The 18,853-nt window shown below is 68.3% G+C and carries 18 protein-coding genes; 4 read left to right on the top strand and 14 right to left on the bottom strand.

Annotated features, from left to right (window positions below; genetic code table 11):
- Positions 1-15: 15 nt before the first annotated feature.
- From GQ464_RS14655 to GQ464_RS14605, 11 genes are all read right to left on the bottom strand, one after another.
- Positions 16-894 (bottom strand): cell division protein FtsX, encoded by an 879-nt coding sequence (locus GQ464_RS14655; RefSeq protein ID WP_166976910.1) that lies wholly within the window; start codon positions 892-894, stop codon positions 16-18.
- Positions 895-978: 84 nt separating this feature from the next.
- The gene (locus GQ464_RS14650; RefSeq protein WP_166976911.1) at positions 979-1,455 is read right to left on the bottom strand and encodes a GNAT family N-acetyltransferase; all 477 of its coding nucleotides are present in this window, start codon (positions 1,453-1,455) and stop codon (positions 979-981) included.
- 150 nt (positions 1,456-1,605) lie between these two features.
- The gene (locus GQ464_RS14645; protein ID WP_166976912.1) at positions 1,606-2,949 is read right to left on the bottom strand and encodes a Gfo/Idh/MocA family protein; all 1,344 of its coding nucleotides are present in this window, start codon (positions 2,947-2,949) and stop codon (positions 1,606-1,608) included.
- A 185-nt stretch (positions 2,950-3,134) separates the two neighbouring features.
- On the bottom strand, positions 3,135-4,151 hold the full coding sequence (locus GQ464_RS14640) for a Gfo/Idh/MocA family protein (RefSeq protein WP_166976913.1): 1,017 nt from the start codon (positions 4,149-4,151) through the stop codon (positions 3,135-3,137).
- A complete protein-coding gene (locus GQ464_RS14635; protein WP_166976914.1) occupies positions 4,144-5,340 on the bottom strand; it encodes a 6-phosphofructokinase in 1,197 nt (398 codons plus the stop codon). The genes GQ464_RS14640 and GQ464_RS14635 overlap by 8 nt, the downstream gene beginning before the upstream one ends.
- A gap of 124 nt (positions 5,341-5,464) precedes the next feature.
- Positions 5,465-7,174: a DEDD exonuclease domain-containing protein gene (locus GQ464_RS14630; RefSeq protein ID WP_166976915.1), complete on the bottom strand. Its 1,710-nt coding sequence runs from the start codon at positions 7,172-7,174 to the stop codon at positions 5,465-5,467.
- Positions 7,175-7,417: 243 nt separating this feature from the next.
- Complete coding sequence (locus GQ464_RS14625; RefSeq protein ID WP_166976916.1) at positions 7,418-8,683, bottom strand: porin; 1,266 nt, start codon at positions 8,681-8,683, stop codon at positions 7,418-7,420.
- A 13-nt stretch (positions 8,684-8,696) separates the two neighbouring features.
- On the bottom strand, positions 8,697-9,359 hold the full coding sequence (locus tag GQ464_RS14620) for a YceI family protein (RefSeq protein ID WP_166976917.1): 663 nt from the start codon (positions 9,357-9,359) through the stop codon (positions 8,697-8,699).
- A gap of 47 nt (positions 9,360-9,406) precedes the next feature.
- Positions 9,407-10,000: a YceI family protein gene (locus GQ464_RS14615; protein WP_166976918.1), complete on the bottom strand. Its 594-nt coding sequence runs from the start codon at positions 9,998-10,000 to the stop codon at positions 9,407-9,409.
- A 265-nt stretch (positions 10,001-10,265) separates the two neighbouring features.
- Positions 10,266-10,721, bottom strand: coding sequence for a hotdog fold thioesterase (locus tag GQ464_RS14610; protein WP_166976920.1), 456 nt, complete (start codon positions 10,719-10,721; stop codon positions 10,266-10,268).
- A 51-nt stretch (positions 10,722-10,772) separates the two neighbouring features.
- The gene (locus GQ464_RS14605) at positions 10,773-11,123 is read right to left on the bottom strand and encodes a YtxH domain-containing protein (protein WP_166976922.1); all 351 of its coding nucleotides are present in this window, start codon (positions 11,121-11,123) and stop codon (positions 10,773-10,775) included.
- 254 nt (positions 11,124-11,377) lie between these two features.
- Between GQ464_RS14605 and GQ464_RS14600 the strand changes: the two genes are divergently transcribed.
- The 4 genes from GQ464_RS14600 (at position 11,378) to GQ464_RS14585 (ending at position 14,558) form a co-directional block, all read left to right on the top strand.
- On the top strand, positions 11,378-11,899 hold the full coding sequence (locus GQ464_RS14600) for an NlpC/P60 family protein (RefSeq protein ID WP_228350325.1): 522 nt from the start codon (positions 11,378-11,380) through the stop codon (positions 11,897-11,899).
- A gap of 211 nt (positions 11,900-12,110) precedes the next feature.
- A complete protein-coding gene (gene greA / locus GQ464_RS14595) occupies positions 12,111-12,590 on the top strand; it encodes a transcription elongation factor GreA (RefSeq protein WP_166976926.1) in 480 nt (159 codons plus the stop codon).
- 48 nt (positions 12,591-12,638) lie between these two features.
- Positions 12,639-13,343: a monofunctional biosynthetic peptidoglycan transglycosylase gene (gene mtgA, locus GQ464_RS14590; RefSeq protein WP_228350324.1), complete on the top strand. Its 705-nt coding sequence runs from the start codon at positions 12,639-12,641 to the stop codon at positions 13,341-13,343.
- Positions 13,344-13,532: 189 nt separating this feature from the next.
- Positions 13,533-14,558 (top strand): threonine aldolase family protein, encoded by a 1,026-nt coding sequence (locus tag GQ464_RS14585; RefSeq protein ID WP_166976928.1) that lies wholly within the window; start codon positions 13,533-13,535, stop codon positions 14,556-14,558.
- A 90-nt stretch (positions 14,559-14,648) separates the two neighbouring features.
- Here the strand turns inward: GQ464_RS14585 and GQ464_RS14580 are convergent, their stop codons facing one another.
- The 3 genes from GQ464_RS14580 to GQ464_RS14570 form a co-directional block, all read right to left on the bottom strand.
- Positions 14,649-15,299 carry a response regulator gene (locus tag GQ464_RS14580; protein WP_166976930.1) on the bottom strand — a complete coding sequence of 217 codons (651 nt, stop codon included), beginning with the start codon at positions 15,297-15,299 and terminating at the stop codon, positions 14,649-14,651.
- A complete protein-coding gene (locus GQ464_RS14575) occupies positions 15,296-17,107 on the bottom strand; it encodes a PAS domain S-box protein (protein WP_166976932.1) in 1,812 nt (603 codons plus the stop codon). Before GQ464_RS14575 ends, GQ464_RS14580 begins: the two co-directional genes overlap by 4 nt.
- A 111-nt stretch (positions 17,108-17,218) precedes the next feature.
- Complete coding sequence (locus GQ464_RS14570) at positions 17,219-18,700, bottom strand: SLC13 family permease (RefSeq protein ID WP_166976934.1); 1,482 nt, start codon at positions 18,698-18,700, stop codon at positions 17,219-17,221.
- Between the last annotated feature and the right edge of the window lie 153 nt (positions 18,701-18,853).

The following is an 18,853-nucleotide window of genomic DNA, read 5'->3' as shown; positions in this document are numbered from 1 at the left end:
TCATGACGGCATGCCTCAATGCAGTGCGACGTTTTTGATGAAGCGACGAACGGAAAAATAGGAGCCGAGCCAGCCGAGGAGCACCCCCAGCACCAGCACGACCAGCGCCAGCAGCACCGGCACCACCCCGCCGACCTCGAGGGCGGGCAGGTAACGCTTCATCAGGGAATAGAGCCCGCCGAGGACGAGCAGGGCCAGCAGCGCTGCCAGCACCCCCTGCGCCACCCCCTCGACGATGAACGGCTTGCGGATGAAGGCATCGGTAGCCCCGACGAGCTTCATCGTGCGAATGAGCAGGCGCCGGGCATAGATCGTCAGCCGGATCGTGTTGGCGACCAGGAAGATGGAGGCCAGCACCACGAGCGTGCCCAGCGAAAGACCGATGAGGGTAAGCAACCGGAGGTTCTGCTGTACCTTGACCAGCAGGGGCTGGTTGAAGACCACATCGTCCACCCGGTTCCACGAGGCAAACTCCTCGACGAGCGCCGCCAGGCTGTCCGGGTTGGCATAATCCGACTCGACGCGCACCTTGATGGAGGCCGGCAGGAACGGCTCGTCGAAGAACACCTCGGCCCCTTCACCGAACTCGCGCCGGAAGATCGCCTCCGCCTCGGCACGGGAGACGTATTCGGCCTCGGCGACACCCGGCGTGGCGGCCGCCCGCTCGTGGAGCGCCTGCGCCATCGTCTCGTCCACGTCTTCCAGAAAAATCTCGAGCTCGCCGACCCGCTGCCGGAGCCACTGGGAGACGATCTGGGCCTCGTAGCTGAGAAACATGAACAGCCCGATCAGCACGAGGGCGACGGCCATCGCGCTGGTGGCGGCCACGGAAGCGAAACGAGCGCGCCGCAGCCCGGCCAGGCCTTCACGTACGCTGTAGGGCAAAAGCGGCATGGCGGATCCCAGAGACAAGAGACTCCTGTGCCGGGCATCCACGAAAGACACGGGGCGGAAGTTCCGTTCCGGCCGGCTCCCGCTTCAGCCGCCCGGCGAAAGCCCCGGCCCGTCGATCCCGGCATCATCCAGCGCCTTGCGCATCAGGGTGGCCGTGTGGTGCCGGTACCCGAGCGCGACGTAGAACGGCAGGGCCTCCGGCCGGCTGTCGAGAAAGACGGCTCCCAGCCCGTGCCGACGGGCGAACTGCTCGGCGTAGGCCAGCAGGCTCCGGCCAATGCCACGGCCCCGGACGTGTTCGGCGACGACCAGGTCGTCGACGTGCAGGTGCGGTCCCCGGGCCATGGTTTCCACCGGTCGCATCCCCAGCACCCCCACCACTTTTCCCGACGCGAAGGCGCCGACCAGCCGGTATCCCTGCACACGCCGTTGCCGGTCCAGCCGCTCGCGGAACAGCTCCCAGGTCAGGTGGGTGCGCAGCCGGCGCAACACGTCAAACGCCTCCTGCAGATCCGGCTCCTCGAGCAACCGGATCGCAACCTCCCCGGTGCGGTCATGCATCTCCGTCCCCCTTTCAATCGACGGGATCGATCACGCCGCAGGGCCCCGAACGGGCCTTGAGGCAGTGCAAGATAGCGTCGCCTCAGGCAGGCAAGCAATCCCGATCGCGTACGGACAACCCACCTTGCTGTGGCCGGGTCACGGCGCAGCTCACGGTTCCGGGAACGTCCAGCCGTTGTGGTAGGTGGGCCGGAGGAAGGCGTTGGCCTCTGGATCGTTCCGGAAGGTGCCACGGGCGGCGTCCCAGTAGAGCTTGCGCCCCGTCCGGAACGCGATGTTGCCCATGTGCGCGTTGACGGCCGCGACGCTGCCCGTCTCGACGCCGCACTTCAGGCGGGCGGGATCGTTCGCCTGCATGGCCTCGACGAAGTTCCGGGCATGGAAGGCCAGGTAGTCCCCCCGGCGCGGCTGTTCGGGCAGGGCCTCCATCTTGTAGACGCGGCGGCCGTCCCGCTCTTCGGTCTCCGGCAGGACCTCCCAGCCGCCCCGGTTGAGGACCAGCGTGCCCAGGTTACCGATGAAGGCGATGCCTTCGGTGCGCCCGTAGTTGCCGCCGTCGATGCCGGTGGCGTGTTCCCAGAGCATGTTGAACCCGTCGTACTCGAAGACGGCCTGCAGCGTGTCCGGCGTCTCGGAGGCGTCGTCCGGGTAGGCGAACTTGCCACCGGAGGCCATCACGGAGACGGGAGCCGTGGCCTGCATGGCATAGAGGGCGATGTCGATCTCGTGGACGCCCCAGTCGGTCATGAGGCCGCCGGCATAGTCCCAGAACCAGCGGAAGTTGAAGTGGAAACGGTTGGGGTTGAAGGGGCGTGCGGGGGCGGGACCGAGCCACATCGCGTAGTCCACCCCCAGCGGCGGGTCGCCGTCCGGCTGCACGGGGACGGGCCTCATCCAGCCCTGGTAGGCCCACACCTTCACGAGCCGGATCCGGCCGAGGGCGCCGGAGCGGACCATCGCGATGGCGTCTTCGTAGTGGGTGCCGCTGCGCTGCCATTGCCCCACCTGCACGATCCGGCCGGTCCGTGCGACGGCGGCCACCATCGCCCGGCACTCGTCGATGGAGTTGGCCAGCGGCTTCTCGACGTAGGCGTGCTTGCCGGCCTCGACGGCGTCGACGAGCATCCGGCAATGCCAGTGGTCCGGCGTGGCGATGATGACGGCGTCGACGTCCGGGTTCTCCAGCAGGGCACGGTAGTCGCCATAGAGGGCCGGAGGGGCTCCGCGGAGCGCTTCCAGCTCGGCCGCCCGGCGCTCCAGCACGTTCCGGTCCACGTCGCAGAGGGCGATGCACTCGACCTCGGGAATCCCCAGGTGCGCGCGCAGGTTCGTCCAGCCCATGCCGTTGCAGCCGATGACCCCGACGTTGATGCGGTCGGACGGAGCGGCCCGGCGCTTCCGGGCGACGGCTTCATCGGGCATCCACCCGGCCAGGCCGGCTCCGGCCAGGGCCAGCGTGCCGTGGTGCAGAAAGTCGCGGCGGGTCTGTTTCATGACATCCTTCTTTTGCCGGGTTGAGACGGGCCGTCCGGACAGGGTGGTTCTTTCCGAACCGGACCAAATAAGTCAATTGGATGGATATGCGCAACCGGGGCCGGCGCCATGTGCCATGCCGGCGGTCATGCGCAAGCCCCGGATACAGGCATACAGGCCCCCCCGTTTCTCGCGCCGGGCACCGATCATGACAACCGCACGGGCCGGCCGGTGCGGGCCGAGCGGAGCAGGGCCTCCAGGACGACCGTGTTGGCGCGCGTCTCGGCCAGGGTCACCTCGGGCGGACGGCCGTCGAGCACGGCAGCGGCCAGGTCCTCGACCTCGCCCAGGTACAGGTCGTCCGGGTCGTCGACGAGGACGGGTTCGGGCACGTCCACGTCGGGGCCGTAGCGCCGCATCGGCTCCTCCGGCCGCGGCTTGAAGGCGCGGGGCGCCTCGAGCAGCCCGTCACGGCCCACGAACGCCATCTCCATGCGGAAGCGCGAGCGGAAGCCGCAATCGAAGACGGCCAGGACGTCCCCGGGAAAACGCATCTGCCCGGTGAAGGAGACGTCGACGCCGGTGGGGCCGAGGACCTGCCAGGCAAAGACCGCTTCCGGCTCGGCGCCGACGACGTGGCGGGTAAAACTGACCGGATAGCAGCCCAGGTCCCACAGGCTGCCGCCTCCCCACTCGGGCCGCCAGCGCACGTCGTTCGGGCGGTCGAGGACGAACGTGAAGGCGCCGCGGACGAGGTGCAACTCGCCCAGGGCACCGCCGGCGATCAGCTCGCGGATACGCCGCGTGCGGGGGTGATGCCGGTACATGAACGCCTCGGCCACGACCACCCCGGCCTCGTCGGCGGCCCGTGCCACGGCGTCGACGTCCGCCGGCGTCAGGGCCATCGGCTTCTCGCACAGCACGTGCTTGCCGGCGGCCACCGCGCGGAGCGTCCAGGGCACGTGCAGGTGGTTCGGCAGCGGCACGTAGACCACGTCGATGTCCGGGTCGGCGAGCAGGTCCTCGTAGGAGCCATAGGCCTTCGGCAGGTCCCACGTCCGTGCAAAAGCGGCGGCCCGTTCGGCGTCACGGCTGGCGACGGCTACCGGCTCGTTGCGCGGCGAAAGGCGCAGGGGCGGGATCAGCGACCGGTTGATCCGGGCCGTGCCGAGGAGTCCCCAGCGTAGCTTCCTCGCCACGGATGTGCGCGGTGCTTCAGGCATCGCTCGTCATGATGAAGAGCGGGTTGTGGTAGAACGTCTTGTACCGGGGACGTAGCCGCTCCGTGTTGTAGTATTTTTCCACGTCGACCACCTTGGCCGGTCCCTGGATCACGTCGATGGGGACGCTGTCGTAGTCGCCGTGGCGGATGCTGACGAGGCGACCCGAGGTGTTCTCGAGCACGAGGTCGAGCGCCAGGTTGCCGAAGGCCATCGGCACGATGGAATCGAGCGCGTCGGGCGGCCCGCTGCGGACGAGGTAGCCCAGGCGCTGGTTGATCACGTTGATGCGGCGTCCCTGGTTGAAGTCCGCCGAGCGTTCTTTCAGCAGCGCCGACACCTTGTCCCCGATGCCGCCGAGCTTGCGGTGGCCGAACTGATCCTTTTCGTGGCTTTCGAAGAGCATCTCGTCCTGCCCGGCCAGCCGGGCTCCTTCGGAGACGAGCACCACCGAGTACCGGCTCGGATGGCGGTTGCGGTCGTAGACGAGCAGTTCGAGCAGCCGGTCGAGTTCGAACGGATACTCGGGGATGACGCAGCGGTCGGCGGCCCCGGCCATGGTCGGAAGCAGGGCTGTGAAGCCGGCATACCGGCCGAAGACCTCGATGACGAGGAAGCGTTCGTGCGAGCCGGCCGAGGTGCGGAGCTGGTGCGTCAGCTCGATGGTGCGCGTGACACACGTCCCGAAGCCGATGCAATAGTCGGTCCCGGGCACGTCGTTGTCCATCGTCTTGGGGATGGCCACGATCTTCACGCCCTGCCGGTGCAGGTGCAGCGCATAGCTGAGCGTGTCGTCCCCGCCGATGGGGATCAGGTAGTCGATGCCGAGAAACTCCAGGTTCTCGAGCACCGTGGGCGTGACGTCGTTGACCTCGGCCGTGTACCGGTCCCGCAGGTGCACGGGCACGACGGCACGGGGCAGGTGACTCGGCCGGGTGCGTGAGGTGTGCAGGAACGTGCCGCCCGTCCGCCCGGCCCGGTTGACCAGGTCCTCGGTCAGCACCTGCACGTTGTTCGAGTTGTCGGCATCCTTGTCCGGGATCAGGTCGACGAGGCCGGCCCATCCGCGCCGGATGCCGAGAACGCGGTAGCCTTCGCGCAGGGCACGGATGGTGACGGCGCGGATGGCAGGGTTGAGGCCCGGCACGTCTCCTCCCCCGGTGAGGATGCCGATGGTTCCTCTGTAGGCCATGGTTATGCCAGTGTTCCGGTTCGACCGTCGTCAGGCAACATCAAAATAGGAAACACGACATTCCGGCGCACCGGGCCGGAGGGGCGGCTCGCATTCGCCCCGGGATGCCGGAGCGCCCCCGCCCTCAGCGGAGGAGACGGCGGGCTTCGTGCAGCACGGCGGCGACAAAGGCCTCGAAGTCATCGCCGGGCTGCCAGCGGACCGTCGGGGTCCGGCCGCGGTGGACATAGAGCCAGTGCGCCAGGAGGCGGACTTCATCGACCTCCTCTTTGAGATACCGTTCGGGACGCGGGCTGCCGGGATCGAAGTGCCGGGCAAGCCGGGCGCGGAGCCGGATCACGTCGTCCGCCCCCGGGGGCAGGGGCAGGGTGAGCGTGGCGACGAGACGGCCGAAGCGCACGCACAGGAGCCGGGCAGTGGGCGGCGCCCCGGGCCCGGGGTCGTCCGCCTCCGGCGGGCCGGGCAACACCATCACGGCATGGTGATCCAGGACGGCGGCGGCGACGGCCTGCTGACGGTCGAGCAGGCGGGCCAGCATATCCCGGGCGTCCCGGAGGGCGGCGGCCTGCTCAAAGTCGAGGTTGGCGGCGGCCGCCCGCATGTCGGCCTCCAGGCGTTCGAGCACGGTGCGATCCCTGCCGGTGAGAAAGTCGCGCACGCGCTGCACTTCGGCCGCATAGGCTCCGGCGGCGTCGCCGCCCTCACACGGCCCGTCACACCGGCCCATGGCAGCGTACAGGCACCGGTGCCCGCGGGCGAACGTATCGTCGTCGCATTCGCGGAGCCGGTAGTAGCGCTGAATGAGTTCGACGACCTGTTCGGCCTCGCGCCGTCCCCCCAGCGGGCCGAAGTACTCGGCCCCGTCATCGGCGAGAAAGGCCTGCCAGCGGACGCGCGGGAAGGGCTCGGTCACGTCGAGCCGGATGAAGGGACGGTTGCGGTAGCGGCGCTGGGCCCGGTTGAAGCGGGGCCGGTGGGCTTTGATGAGTTTCGATTCGAGCAGGAGGGCCGCCAGCTCCGAGCCCGTCTCTTCCCACGCCACGTCACGCACCCCGGCGACCATCTGCCGGATGTGCTCGGCGTGCGACTCGATGCCCGTAAAGTAGCTGCGCACCCGGTCGCGCAGGCTTTTGGCCTTGCCGATGTAGAGGATCGTTCCCTGCCCGTCCTTCATGAAGTAGACGCCGGGGCGGCGGGGCAGGCGCGGCACCACCTCTTCCCGAAGGCGTTGCAGGTGCCCGGGCCCGGCCTCGAGATGAACGTACGTTTTGTTCTGAAAGGCGAGCAGCTCGTCGAGCGTCTCGAGGCCGGCCTGAAAGCCGAGTTGCGACAGCAGGCGCAGGAGCACCTGGGCGGTCAGTTCGGCGTCGCCGAGGGCGCGATGCCGCCCGTTCGGAGAGAGGCCGTAGAAGGCGGCGATGCTGCCGAGGCTCTTCGAGCGCAGCCCCCGGAGCAGCCGCCGGGCCAGGCGCAGGGTGCACAGCCCCGGGTTGGTGAGGGCGGGCCGACCGAGACGGGCCAGCTCGGCGTCGAGGAAGCCGCGGTCGAACGGAAGGTTGTGCGCCACGAAGACGCCGTCGCCCAGGAAGTCGAGGTAGCCGGGCAACACCTCCCCGGGCGGGGGCTCTCCATAGAGCATGGCCGTCGAGATGCCCGTCAGCGCGGTGATGCGGCGCGGCACGGCCCGGCCCGGGTTGACAAGCCGGGTAAACCGGTCCACCACCACGCCTCCGACGACCTTCACGGCGGCGATCTCGATCACCCGATGTCGCCCGGGGTCGATCCCGGTGGTCTCGACGTCGGTCACGACGAAGGGGATCTCTGCGAGGCGCATGGTGTGCCGTCGGGATGTGGGGCCCCGGCCGTGCCCGGGCCGCCGGTGGCCTCCCGGCGCCCGCACGCCGGAAAAACCCGTGTTTCGATCAAGGACGCCGGAGGGGATGACAGCGTAGCGACACCCGGCCAACGACCGGCCCCGAAACGACGTTCCCACGCCGGCGCGACCGGTGCGGGGCGTGCTCAAAAAAAGAAGGGGGCATGGCAGCCCCCCTCTCCGTTTTTCAGGCCGGCAACCCGCTCAGAACCCCACCTGCACGGCTGCCCGGAAGTTGAAGACATCTTGCCGCTCGATGGTCTCCTGGCCGATCTGGTCGGGCTGGTCGGTCAGGACATAGACGCCGACGTCTTTTTCCACGGCCACCGGCGCGTCCAGCAGGATGTCGCCATCCAGGATGATCTTCACGTTGTTACGCAGCCGGTAGGTCAGCATGGGGGTCACTTCCTGGATGACGCGCCTCCCCATCCGATCTCCCCCGAGATTGTCCAGGCTGACCAGGGCATAGCGCAGGCCGAAGCCGACCTGGGCCAGGTCGTAGGTACCCTGGGCGAAGAAGGCGGTGGCCGCCACGTCGCCGTAGTCGTTCTCATACTGGCCGTGGGTGACCTGCCCCTGCAGCCAGAGTTGCCCGTCCTCGGTGGGGAAGCCCATGGACACGTCGGCCCCGGCGATGAGCAGGGTCCCGGCCTCCAGCGGCCGCTGGCCGACGAAGGCGTTCCAGCCGCCCTGCAGCAGGATGGGTTTTTCCTTGTTCCACACGTTGAGGGCGGTGGAGTGCCCGGCGACGACGTCCCGGTGGTAGGTAAGGTTGGCCCCGATCCGTACCTCCGCCGTCTCACCCGCGAGCCGGGGAGCCAGCCGGAAAAGGTCATGCCCCCGGTTCGGTCCCAGTTGCAGGCGGGCCGTCAGGAAGGGGAAGCCGAACTCCTCCGGCAGGTACCGGTTGGGGATGCTCCGGCCCAGCCCGCTCTGCACGGCCAGGACCAGCGAGACGTTCTCCCCCGGATAGGCATGGAGGGCCCCGCCGTAGTCCCGCATCAGGCCGAGAAAGTCGTGGACGATGGAGCGATCCACGAAGGGCATCTCGGCCGAATAGGTCAGGCCTTCGAGGCCGGCGGGTACCTTGAACTGCCCCAGCCGGACGTACACCTTCTCCAGGCCGGGGAACGGAATGTCCGCATAGAAATCCTGCAGGATCTGCGGCATGCCCCAGAAGCCCGAGCGGGAGACCGGTATTTCGGCTTCCGGCCCCGTCAGGCCCAGTTCGACCCGGTAGCGGATGCCCTCATAGGTTCCCTGCACATACAGGCGCGACCGCGTGAGGAAGTGAAACACCCGCAGGCTTTCCCGGAAGGGATCGTCGACCTTCTGCATGAGCCAGTCGGGCCGCAGGAAGCCGTGGATTTCGGGCCCTTCGTTCTCGTCGTCCGTTTCCTGGCCGAAGGCCGGCACGGTCCACAGCAGGGCCACCAGTACCAGAAGCCAGCTCAGTCGTCGTGTACGCATGGATGTAGCCTCCTTATCTCGATTTTTCGTTTTTCAGGGAGTCCGCCGGTACAGCGACCAGATCGAAGCGGACAACGATCTGATCCTGCACCCGGATGAGGCCCAGCAGGGCACGGGGCGGATCGACGCCGTAGTCGCTCATGCGCAGGGGATAGCCGCCCCGGGCACGATAGCGCCCCGCCCCCGCCGGCCAGGCCGTGACCGTCAGGGTGATGTCGTTTTCCACGCCGGCTATGCGGAGCCGCCCGTCGACCCGCAACGCGACGGTGCTGTCTCTGCGCGGCCCGACGACCTCTGCCTCCTCCAGCTCGAAGACGATTTCGGGATGGGTCTCGGCCTTGAGCGCCTCGTAGAGGTCGGCGTTCATGCGGTCCTTGCCGCAGTCGAACTGCCGTACCGGCACCACCAGACGCGCCACGTGGCGCTGTATCCCCCGGGAGGCCCCCCGCTTCGCCGGGCTTCCCGAGAGGACGTTCCCACCGGCCAGCACCCCTTCCCCGGCAAAGGACCGGGCCTCGCAGGCAAAACGGTTGACGCTGGTCTGCCCTTCGATCCAGAGCCGGCTCTCCTCGGCCAGCACAACCCGCTGCTGCGCCCCGGTCTCTCCGGCCAGGGCCAGCATGCAGGCGGCAATGAGCAGCAGCTTTCCGGGGTAGATGTCACGCGGTGCTTGCATGGCCGAGCGGGCGGTTGGATGCAGGTTCGAGGACACGGTCTTCCCGGTCAGAGAGTCCCGGCCGGCGCCGCCACGACGTCGAAGCGCACCGTCACATCCTCACCGGTCTTGATGGTGCCGAGCATGAGCGAGGGCGGCTTCACGTCGAAGATTTTCATGGAGAAGGCCGTGCGGCCGGCGAAGCGATAGCGCCCGTCTTCGAGGACCTGCCCGGTGACCGCCATCTCCAGGGGCTGTTCGACGCCGGCCACCGTGAGGCGCCCCTTCGTCTCCAGCACGAACGTGCCGGCGACCTCACCGGGGCGGGCGGTGGCCTGATCCAGCACATACCGGATCTCGGGATGGTCCTCCGCCTTGAGGGCCTTCCACAGGTTCCCGTTCATCTTGTCTTTCTTGCAGTCGATGCCTGCCACGGGCACGACGACCTCGGCCCCCGCGAGCCCCGCTTCAAGGCCGGCGGCTCCGTCCGGCACCCTCAAGGTACCGGTCAGGGTTGTGGCCTCACACGTCCAGTCGTGCAGCGTCGAGGTACCGTCGATCCAGAGGCGGCTCTCGGCCGTCAGGGTGTAGACCCCGGGGAGGCTCCATCCGAGCCCCAGCAACCCGGCGAGCACCGCCACATACAGCGCATAGCGTTTCATGAGTCCCTCCTTCTTTTCGTCACGCGCGGGGAACGGGGCTTCCGGCCCGGCCGCGCGGTCAGCGTCTGTGGGAACGATAACCTGAGGGAAAAGAAACGCACGCGGGAACAGCTCCGGTGACAGTCGTTCCCCGCACCCGGTGTAGGGAAAACACGACCGGCAAACGTAGGTACATCCGATCACAACCGGGTGAGGGATTCCCCTACACCGGGTCCACGATACGGCAGAGCGAAGGGAGAAGAAAGGCCAGGGGCGGACCGGGTGCTCAACGCGGGCGTTCCTCGCGGCGCTCGAGCACGGCCAGCGTGAGGCGGCTGATGCAGACGAGACGACCCGCCTCCTCGTAGATGTGCGTCTCCCAGACCTGCGTGCGACGTCCCAGATGCAGGGGGCGGGCCCGCCCCGTCACGATGCCCGAGCGTACGGCCCGGACGTGGTTGGCGTTCACCTCCAGCCCCACACAGTAATGGCGTTCCGGTGCCACGCAGAAGTTGGCCGCCGCACTCCCGAGCGTCTCGGCAAGCACCACCGAAGCGCCACCGTGCAAGAGGCCGAAGGGCTGCCGCGTCCGGTGGTCCACCGGCATCGTCGCCTCCACAAAATCGGCACCGACCTCGACGAAGGTGATGCCGAGGTGCTCCATCATGGTACCCGCCTTCAGGGCGTTGAGCTGTTCGAGCGTCGGGCGGACCACCCAGATCTCGGACGGCGACGGCGTCATCGGACCCTGCCTCCAGGCTGCTGAAGCGGCAACAGTGGACCCGCCCCGCCTTCACCGGCGCGGCATCCGGCGCAGGTCGCGCCCCAGCTCGTTGTCCTCGACCTTCCAGGCGTCCGGATCTCCGGGCAGGTCCGGGGTAAGCTGGGCCTGAACCCGCTGGGCCGCCTCGCGCACCTTTTCCCCAACCTCCTGACCGGCCGAGACAAGCTGCGCCTCCAGGCTGGAGAGTTGCTCCTCCATGGCCCGGAGCTGCTGCTCGATGCGGCGCCGTTCGGCACGAAGCCGGGCAGCAATCTTCTCGCGCGAGGCACGGCCCGAATCCGGCGCAAACAGGATGCCGGCAGCCACCCCCCCCGCAAAGGCCAGCAGGGCCGTGCAGATCAGATCACGGTTCGTATACATCGCTCTCTGGGAAAATAGGCGGACGCGTTTCGGGGTTATACGATGGACCGCGGCACGGTTCCGTTCCTTCCCGGCACCCCACGCGGGCGGAGCCGGCCCACACGCTCCCGGTTCGTACCCCGCGCAACTGAGAAAACGGGAACGTATCTTGCGACCGGCTCCGGTCGATGTGCTTCTTGCTTCTTCGGTACATGCGTTTTCCTGTCACGACAAGAGGGTTCCGTCCTGCCGGGCGTACGGGATACGGCCCACCGGTGCCGTGGCTGGTGCTCACGGTGCTGGTGGTAGGCGGGTGTGCCTCATCGGCCCCGCGCACGCCCCTCCCGGCGGATACCACGCCGCTGCCGGCCGAGGTGGTCGAGCAGCGCCTCCGGGCCGAGGTGGCAACCTGGATCGGCACCCCGCACCGGTGGGGCGGTGCCTCCCGCGCGGGCGTCGACTGTTCCGGGCTCGTGCACGTCCTCTTCGGCGAGCTTTTCGCACTCCGGCTGCCGCGCACCACCGAGGCCCAGGCCCGTACGGGCACACCCGTACGACCGGAGGCGCTCCGGGCCGGCGACCTCGTCTTTTTTCAGATCGACAAGCGCACCCGGCACGTGGGCATCTACCTGTGCTGCGGCGAGTTCGCCCATGCCTCCAGCAGCCTGGGCGTCACCATTTCCCACCTCGACGAACCCTACTGGCAACGCGCCTTCCGTGCGGCCCGCCGCGTGCTGCCGGCAACCACCGCGCCCCCGCCGGCAGACCGCCCCCCGGCGCCGCGCCCCGGCTGGTAAGCCCCGCACCGCCTTTTTTTGAAGGCACGGGATCCCAGACCGCTGCTCGCGCGTGAAAGGGCTTCGCGGATGGACGCCCGCCGGCCCGTTCCACAGTCGTCTTCGCCTACATCGCGATAGTCTCCGCTCGCCGCAGCCTTCCCGGAAGGCCGTGGCGTTCGCATTTTTTGTACCTCCATCAGATGAAGCCACGTCTCCCCTCGACACCCCTATGAAAAAGCCTGACACCGTATACCTGACGCCGGAAGGCCTGCAGAAGCTGAAAGACGAGTTGCAGTTCCTTCGCACCAAGGAGCGTGCACGCATCGCCCGGGCCATCGCCGAAGCCCGCGGCCAGGGTGACCTCTCGGAAAATGCCGAGTACGACGCCGCCAAAGAAGCCCAGGGACACCTGGAAGCCCGTATCGCCAAGCTCGAGGAGACCATCTCGAATGCCCGCGTCGTGGACGAGCAAACCATCGACACGACCCGGGCCTACATCCTCTCGAAGGTGCGGGTGAAGAACCTCAAAACCGGCACCGAACAGACCTATACGCTGACCTCGGCCCAGGAAGCCGACCTGTCCCAGAACAAAATCTCCGTCAGCAGCCCCATCGGGAAGGGCCTGCTGGGACGCACCGTCGGAGAAGTCGTGGAGATCAAAGTGCCGGCCGGAAAGGTACAACTCGAGATCGTCGAGATCACCCGGTAGCGGTTCCATACCGCCCGGCGTGCGTCTTCGGTCCGTCTGCTGCCTTCCATGGCCCGGTCCTCCCGTCAACGCCTCTCCCCGCTGCACCGGCTCCTTCGCGGCATCGTGCGGGGGCTCCTCGTCGCACTGGCGGGCTACTTCGGCCTGTGCACCCTGGCCCTGCTCCTGTACAACGTCGTCGATCCCCCCACGACGGGCGTGCAACTCCAGCGCCGGGTGGCCTCCTGGTTCTCGGAACAGCCGTACGAGAAACACTACAGGCCGGTCCCGCTCGAACGCATCGCCGACGTGCTGGAGCACGCCGTCATTGCCGCTGAGGACGGCCGCTTCTTCGAACACCACGGGATCGACTGGCAGGCGGTGCGCGAAGCCGTCGAAGACAACCGGCGCCGGGGCCGAACCTGGCGCGGCGGCTCGACGATCACACAGCAGCTCGTCAAGAACCTGTTCATGACCACCCACAGCTCGTACCTGCGCAAAGCGCTCGAGGTGCCACTGGCCTACCTGGCCGAGTTGCTGCTTTCGAAGGAACGGATCCTCGAGCTCTACCTGAACGTGATCGAGTGGGGGGACGGCATCTACGGCGCCGAGGCCGCCGCCCGGCATTACTACGGCATCGGGGCGGACCGGCTCTCCCGGCACCAGGCCGCCGCCCTGGCCGCCGTCATCCCCAACCCCCGCCACCGCCACCCGGACCGCATGGGCTGGTACCGCGACGTCATCCTCCGCCGCATGCAGCAGATGGGATACTGAGCACACCGGCGGGGAGTCACCTCCGGACCCAGGCCACAACGCGTTGACCGCCAACGACACCCCCTGCCCGGTCCGGGGTTCAGATGACACAGCCACAAACTCCCTATCTTTCCCCGGGCTGTCACGCTCGAGCGATCGGCAACCCGGCGGAACAGCATCCGACACCCGGAACCAGGCACCTGAAATCCCATGCGGATCGACCTGCGAAGCGACACGGTGACGCAGCCCACCGAAGGCATGCGCCGGGCCATGTACGAGGCGGAGGTGGGAGATGACGTCTTCGGCGAGGATCCCACGGTGCGGCGGCTCGAAGAGACGGTCGCGGCGTTGCTCGGTAAAGAGGCCGCGCTCTTCGTTCCCTCCGGCACCATGGGCAACCAGCTCGCCCTCAAGGTGCACACCCGCCCCGGCGACGAGGTGATCCTGGAACGCACGTGCCACATCTTCAACTACGAGTCGGGGGCGCCGGGACTGCTCTCCGGCGTCGTCCTGCACCCCCTCGACGGGGAAGGCGGCATCCTGACGGGCGAGCAGGTGGCCGCCGCCGTGCGGCCCGGCTACTACTGGATGGCCCGCTCGCGGCTCGTCTGCCTCGAAAACACCCTCAACCAGGCGGGCGGCACCGTCTACCCGCTGGAGAACGTCGAAGCCATCGCGGCGGTCGTGCGCGGGCACGGCCTGCGCTACCACCTCGACGGCGCCCGGCTCTGGAACGCCACCGCCGCCACCGGCATCCCCGAGCACGTCTACGCCGCACCGTTCGACACCGTAAACGTCTGCTTTTCGAAAGGGCTGGGCGCCCCCGTGGGCTCGGCCCTGGCCGGCCCGAAAGACCTCATCACCGAAGCCCACCGGTACCGGAAAATGTTCGGCGGCGGGATGCGGCAGGCCGGCATCCTGGCCGCGGCGGCCCTCTACGCCCTCGAACACCATCGCCCCCACCTGGCCGAGGACCATGCCAAGGCCCGGCGCCTGGCCGAAGGCCTGGCCGAACTCCCCGGCTTCCGCCTGGACCCCGACCGCGTCCAGACGAATATCGTCCTCTTCGACGTCGACCACGGCGACGCCCTCCGGACCGTCGAGGAACTCAAGGCGGACGGCATCCTGATGGTCCCCTTCGGCCCGGCCACGGTGCGCGCCACCACCCACCGCGACGTGTCGATGGAAGACATCGAGCAGGCCATCGCCCGCATCCACCGGCGTTTCGGAAACTGACCTGCAACTCCGCTCCCCCACACCCAGACACCCAAACACCCAAACACCCAGACACCCAAACACCCAAACACCCAAACACACCTCTCGCTGTCACCCGGTTCGCTCGCCCTCGACCCACTGGACGGCGTGCTGCATCAGTTCGACGGCGGTGTTCAGGTTGAGTTTGTTCTTGATCCGGGCCCGGTAGGACTCCACCGTCTTGATCGAGAGGTGCAGCCGCTCGGCGATCTCCCGCGTGCCCAGCCCGCGCCCGGTCAGCTCGAAGACTTCCAGCTCGCGGTCGCTGAGCACTTCGAGGGGCGACTTCGCCAGCATTTCACGCCCGGCGGCGATGCCCATCAGCAGGCGCTCGTTGACCTCCTCGCTCACGTAGATGCCGCCATTGAGCACGCGGCGAACAGCCTGCACGATCACCTCCCCGGCCTCGAGCTTCATCACGTAGCCGCGTGCACCGGCCCGGATGGCCCGTTCGGCGTAGAGCGACTCGTCGTGGCGCGAGACGACCAGCACCTTGAGCCCGGGTTTGAGGGCCAGCATGTGTTTGATGAGTTCGAGGCCGCTCATGCCCGGCAGCGAGATGTCCACCACGGCCATGTCCGGATCGTGGGTTTCGAGCGCGGCCAGGGCCTCCTCGGCGTCGGCCGCCTGGGCGACCACCTTCAGGTCCGTCTCGCTTTCGATGCTCAGGGCCAGCCCTTTGCGCATCAACGGATGGTCGTCGACGATGAGGATCTTTTTCATGGCTGTTCGGCAGTCGGTTGAGGAAACAGGGGGCGACCGGCGAGGGTGCAGGTGACGACGGTTCCGCCTTCCGGGCCGGAACGGATGTCGAGCACGCCGTCGATGATGCGGGCACGGTATTGCATGATGCGCACGCCCATGCCCCGCTCCTCGCTCGGATGCTCGGGAAAGCCCACGCCATTGTCCTGGATGCGCAGGCGCACCGACCCCGCGCCGGCCGCCAGCACGATGCGCACGTGATCGGCCCGGCCGTGCTTGACGGCGTTGCTGACGGCTTCCTGGGCAATGCGATAGAGATGCAGGGCCACGTCTGCGTCGTAGATGGCGGGGGTACCGACCTCCTCGAAGTGGCAGGTGATGCCGAAGAGCCGTTCGGCATTCCTGGCCAGCCGGCTCAGCGCCACCGCCAGGCCGTGCTCGTCCACGTCCACCGGCACGAGCCCGCGCGAGAGGCTCCGGGCGAACTGGTCGGCCTCCTGGATCGTCCCGGTGACCTCGGCCAGGGTGCCGGCCTGCGGGTGTCCTTCGCGCGCCAGCTGCCGGGCCAGGGTACGGGTGATCAGGCCGACGCCCGTAAGCATCTGGCCGAGGCCGTCGTGCAGGTCCTGCCCGATCCGGCGCCGCTCCTGGTCGCTGATGCGCAGGATCTCCTGTTCGAGCCGGCGCCGCTCCGTGATGTCGCGCACGATGCCGGTGAAGGTGACCTCGCCGTCGAGGCGAACCTCGCTCACGGCCAGCTCCATCGGGAACGTCGTGCCGTCCCGGCGACGGCCGTAGACCTCGCGCCCGATGCCGATGATCTTCTTGTGACCCGTTTCGAGGTAATTGCGGATGTAGCCGTCGTGCTCGCTGCGGTACGGCTCGGGCATGAGCACGTTCACACTCCGGCCGATGATCTCGCCCGCCGCATAGCCGAAGATGCGCTCCGCCGCCCGGTTGAAGGACTGGATGATGCCCCGGCTGTCGATGGTGATGATGCCGTCGACGGTCGTCTCCAGAATGGCCCGGACGCGGGCCTCGCTCTCCCGGAGGGCCTGTTCGGTACGTTTCTGCTCGGTGACGTCCACCACCACCGCCAGCGAGCGGACGACCTGCCCGGCGGCGTTCCGCTCGGCGGTGGCCGAGAGGAGCACCTCCATCGGGGTACCGTCTTTCCGCAGCAAACGATACGCCACGTCCTTGCAAAACCCCTGTTCGAAGAAGTTGGGAAAGTGCTCCTCGACGGCCCGTCGGCGGGAGTCCTCGTCCATGAATGCGGTCAGCGGCCGGCCCACCACCTCCTCCCGCGTGTAACCCATCCGCTCGAGCCAGTAGTCGCTGACACTGACGATGCGCCCGTCTCGATCGATGGAGTGGAGCATGGCCGGCGTCCGGTTGTAGAGCGTGCGGAAGCGTTCGTCCTCGGCCCGGCGCCGCTCGGTGACGTCCGTCCCGGTGCTCAGCACGGCCACGATATGCCCGGCCGCATCCCGCACCGCGACGTTGTTCCAGGCCAGGATCCGCTCCTCGCCCGATGCCGTCTGGACGGGATGCTCGGCATACCCGCCGCTGCCGGCCTCCCCGCCCAGCAGAGCCTCGAAGGCACGCCGGGCCTCTTCGCGGAACCGGGGCGGGATGAAACGCGCGAACCAGTCCCGGCCCACGACCTCCTCCTCCGGCAGGCCGAGCACGTCGCTGCCGTGCCGGTTGAGGCGCAGCACCCGCCCGGCACGGTCGAGCACGAGCAAGACGGCGCCGTCCAGGTCCAGGTACTGCGGGAAGCCGCCCTCCTCCACGGGAGGCAGAATCGAAACGGGAATACGTGACATGAAGCTCGTCGCGTTTGCGGACCGCCCTCACTGCACGGTTCCGGATCAGGGTACGATCCCCGGCCCGATTTTTCCACAGGGCCTCCCCTACCGGTCGTGTAGGGAAAAGCCTTACGCGCCGGGGCCGAAGACCCGCGGAACGAGCAGCAGGGCAAGCACGGTGATCAGGAAGGTGAAAAGGAGGTTGAGCACGAGACCGGCACGGGCCATCTGCGGCATCGACAGCAGGCCACTGCCGTAGACGATGGCGTTCGGCGGGGTCGCCACCGGCAGCATGAACGCACAGCTGGCCGCCAGCGCCGCCGGAACGGCGAAGCGAAGCGGATCCTCTCCGAGCCCGACCGCCACCGAGGCCACCACGGGCAGAAACGCCGCGGCCGTGGCCGTGTTGCTCGTCAGCTCGGTCAGCAGGATCACGACCAGCGTCATCATCAGCACGACGAGCGGGCGCGGCCACGTGCCGATCCCTTCCAGCGCCGCCCCGATCCACGTCGCCAGGCCCGTGTCGTTGATGGCCGCCGCCAGGGTGAGGCCGCCGCCGAAGAGGAGGAGCACGCCCCAGGGCAGGGCCTCGGCGTCCCGCCAGTTCAACAGGAACCGGCGCCCGGAACGGTCGACGGGCAGCACGAAGAGCAGCACGGCGCCGAAGATGGCGATGCCGGTATCGGAGAGGCCCGGCACATACGCGGCCAGCAGCGGGCGGGTCATCCAGAGCAGCGCCGTCAGGATGAACACCGCGAGCACGAGCCGTTCCGGCAACCGCATCGGTCCCTGGCGCCGGCGCTCCTGCTCGACCAGCGCCCGCCCGCCCGGCAGCGACGCCAGCCGCAGTGGAAAGACGAGGCGCGTCAGGACCAGAAAAGCCAGCGGCAGGCCGGTGGCTACCACCGGCACGCCGACGAGCATCCACCGGGCAAAGTCGATCGGACGACCGTACGTCTCGGCCATGAAGGCCGCCAGCAGCGTGTTCGGCGGGGTGCCGATGAGGGTGCCCAGCCCGCCGATGCTACACGCGTAGGCGATGCCGAGCATCAGCGCCACGGCAAACGACCGCCGGGCGGGCGTCCCCGCCTCCACCGGGCCGTCCGACAGCTCGGCAACCGAGCGGCCGATGGGCAACATCATCAGGGCGGTGGCGGTGTTGCTGACCCACATGCTCAGCAGCGCCGAGGCGAGCATGAAGCCGGCAATGAGCCCCCCGGGTCGTGTGCCGACCCGGGCAACGACGCCCAGCGCGATGCGCCGGTGCACCCCCCACCGCTGCAGGCCCTGCGCCAGGATGAACCCGCCGAGAAAGAGGAAGATGAGCGGGTTGGCGTAGGGCGCCGCCGTCGCGTCGAGGTCGGCGATGCCGAGCACCGGGAAAAGGATGAGGGGCAGCAGCGCCGTCACGGCGATGGGCAGGGCTTCGGTCATCCACCAGATGGCCATCAGCACCCCTACGGCGGCCGTCCGCCAGGCCGCCGTGCCGAGCTCCTCCGGAACGCCCGCCAGCAACATCAGCGCAAAGAGCACCGGCCCGGCAACGGCACCGGCGGTCTTCAGGCGTCCCGGCACCGCCTCCGGGCCCTTCCGGAACAGGGTCCACCTCATCGCCCCCCCTCCGCCCGCCTCCGACCGAAACACCCGGACAAACGACTGTTTTTCAACTTCATACCCCGAACGCTATGCGTAACGAACGACCCCCTCCTTCGTCTCACAAAAAAAACACGCGCCGCGCCGGCGATCAAGGCATGGCCGTATGCG

It is taken from the genome of Rhodocaloribacter litoris (assembly GCF_011682235.2).
GTDB classification, from domain to species: domain Bacteria; phylum Bacteroidota; class Rhodothermia; order Rhodothermales; family ISCAR-4553; genus Rhodocaloribacter; species Rhodocaloribacter litoris.
This window is presented reverse-complemented; position numbering and strand designations above follow the sequence as displayed.

Excerpts from the sequence above, each read along its gene's own strand:
- GQ464_RS14655 (WP_166976910.1), bottom strand. The coding sequence starts at position 894 with ATGCCGCTTTTGCCCTACAGCGTACGTGAAGGCCTGGCCGGGCTGCGG.
- GQ464_RS14650 (WP_166976911.1), bottom strand. The coding sequence starts at position 1,455 with ATGCATGACCGCACCGGGGAGGTTGCGATCCGGTTGCTCGAGGAGCCG.
- GQ464_RS14645 (WP_166976912.1), bottom strand. The coding sequence starts at position 2,949 with ATGAAACAGACCCGCCGCGACTTTCTGCACCACGGCACGCTGGCCCTG.
- GQ464_RS14640 (WP_166976913.1), bottom strand. The coding sequence starts at position 4,151 with ATGCCTGAAGCACCGCGCACATCCGTGGCGAGGAAGCTACGCTGGGGA.
- GQ464_RS14635 (WP_166976914.1), bottom strand. The coding sequence starts at position 5,340 with ATGGCCTACAGAGGAACCATCGGCATCCTCACCGGGGGAGGAGACGTG.
- GQ464_RS14630 (WP_166976915.1), bottom strand. The coding sequence starts at position 7,174 with ATGCGCCTCGCAGAGATCCCCTTCGTCGTGACCGACGTCGAGACCACC.
- GQ464_RS14625 (WP_166976916.1), bottom strand. The coding sequence starts at position 8,683 with ATGCGTACACGACGACTGAGCTGGCTTCTGGTACTGGTGGCCCTGCTG.
- GQ464_RS14620 (WP_166976917.1), bottom strand. The coding sequence starts at position 9,359 with ATGCAAGCACCGCGTGACATCTACCCCGGAAAGCTGCTGCTCATTGCC.
- GQ464_RS14615 (WP_166976918.1), bottom strand. The coding sequence starts at position 10,000 with ATGAAACGCTATGCGCTGTATGTGGCGGTGCTCGCCGGGTTGCTGGGG.
- GQ464_RS14610 (WP_166976920.1), bottom strand. The coding sequence starts at position 10,721 with ATGACGCCGTCGCCGTCCGAGATCTGGGTGGTCCGCCCGACGCTCGAA.
- GQ464_RS14605 (WP_166976922.1), bottom strand. The coding sequence starts at position 11,123 with ATGTATACGAACCGTGATCTGATCTGCACGGCCCTGCTGGCCTTTGCG.
- greA (WP_166976926.1), top strand. The coding sequence starts at position 12,111 with ATGAAAAAGCCTGACACCGTATACCTGACGCCGGAAGGCCTGCAGAAG.
- mtgA (WP_228350324.1), top strand. The coding sequence starts at position 12,639 with ATGGCCCGGTCCTCCCGTCAACGCCTCTCCCCGCTGCACCGGCTCCTT.
- GQ464_RS14585 (WP_166976928.1), top strand. The coding sequence starts at position 13,533 with ATGCGGATCGACCTGCGAAGCGACACGGTGACGCAGCCCACCGAAGGC.
- GQ464_RS14580 (WP_166976930.1), bottom strand. The coding sequence starts at position 15,299 with ATGAAAAAGATCCTCATCGTCGACGACCATCCGTTGATGCGCAAAGGG.
- GQ464_RS14575 (WP_166976932.1), bottom strand. The coding sequence starts at position 17,107 with ATGTCACGTATTCCCGTTTCGATTCTGCCTCCCGTGGAGGAGGGCGGC.
- GQ464_RS14570 (WP_166976934.1), bottom strand. The coding sequence starts at position 18,700 with ATGAGGTGGACCCTGTTCCGGAAGGGCCCGGAGGCGGTGCCGGGACGC.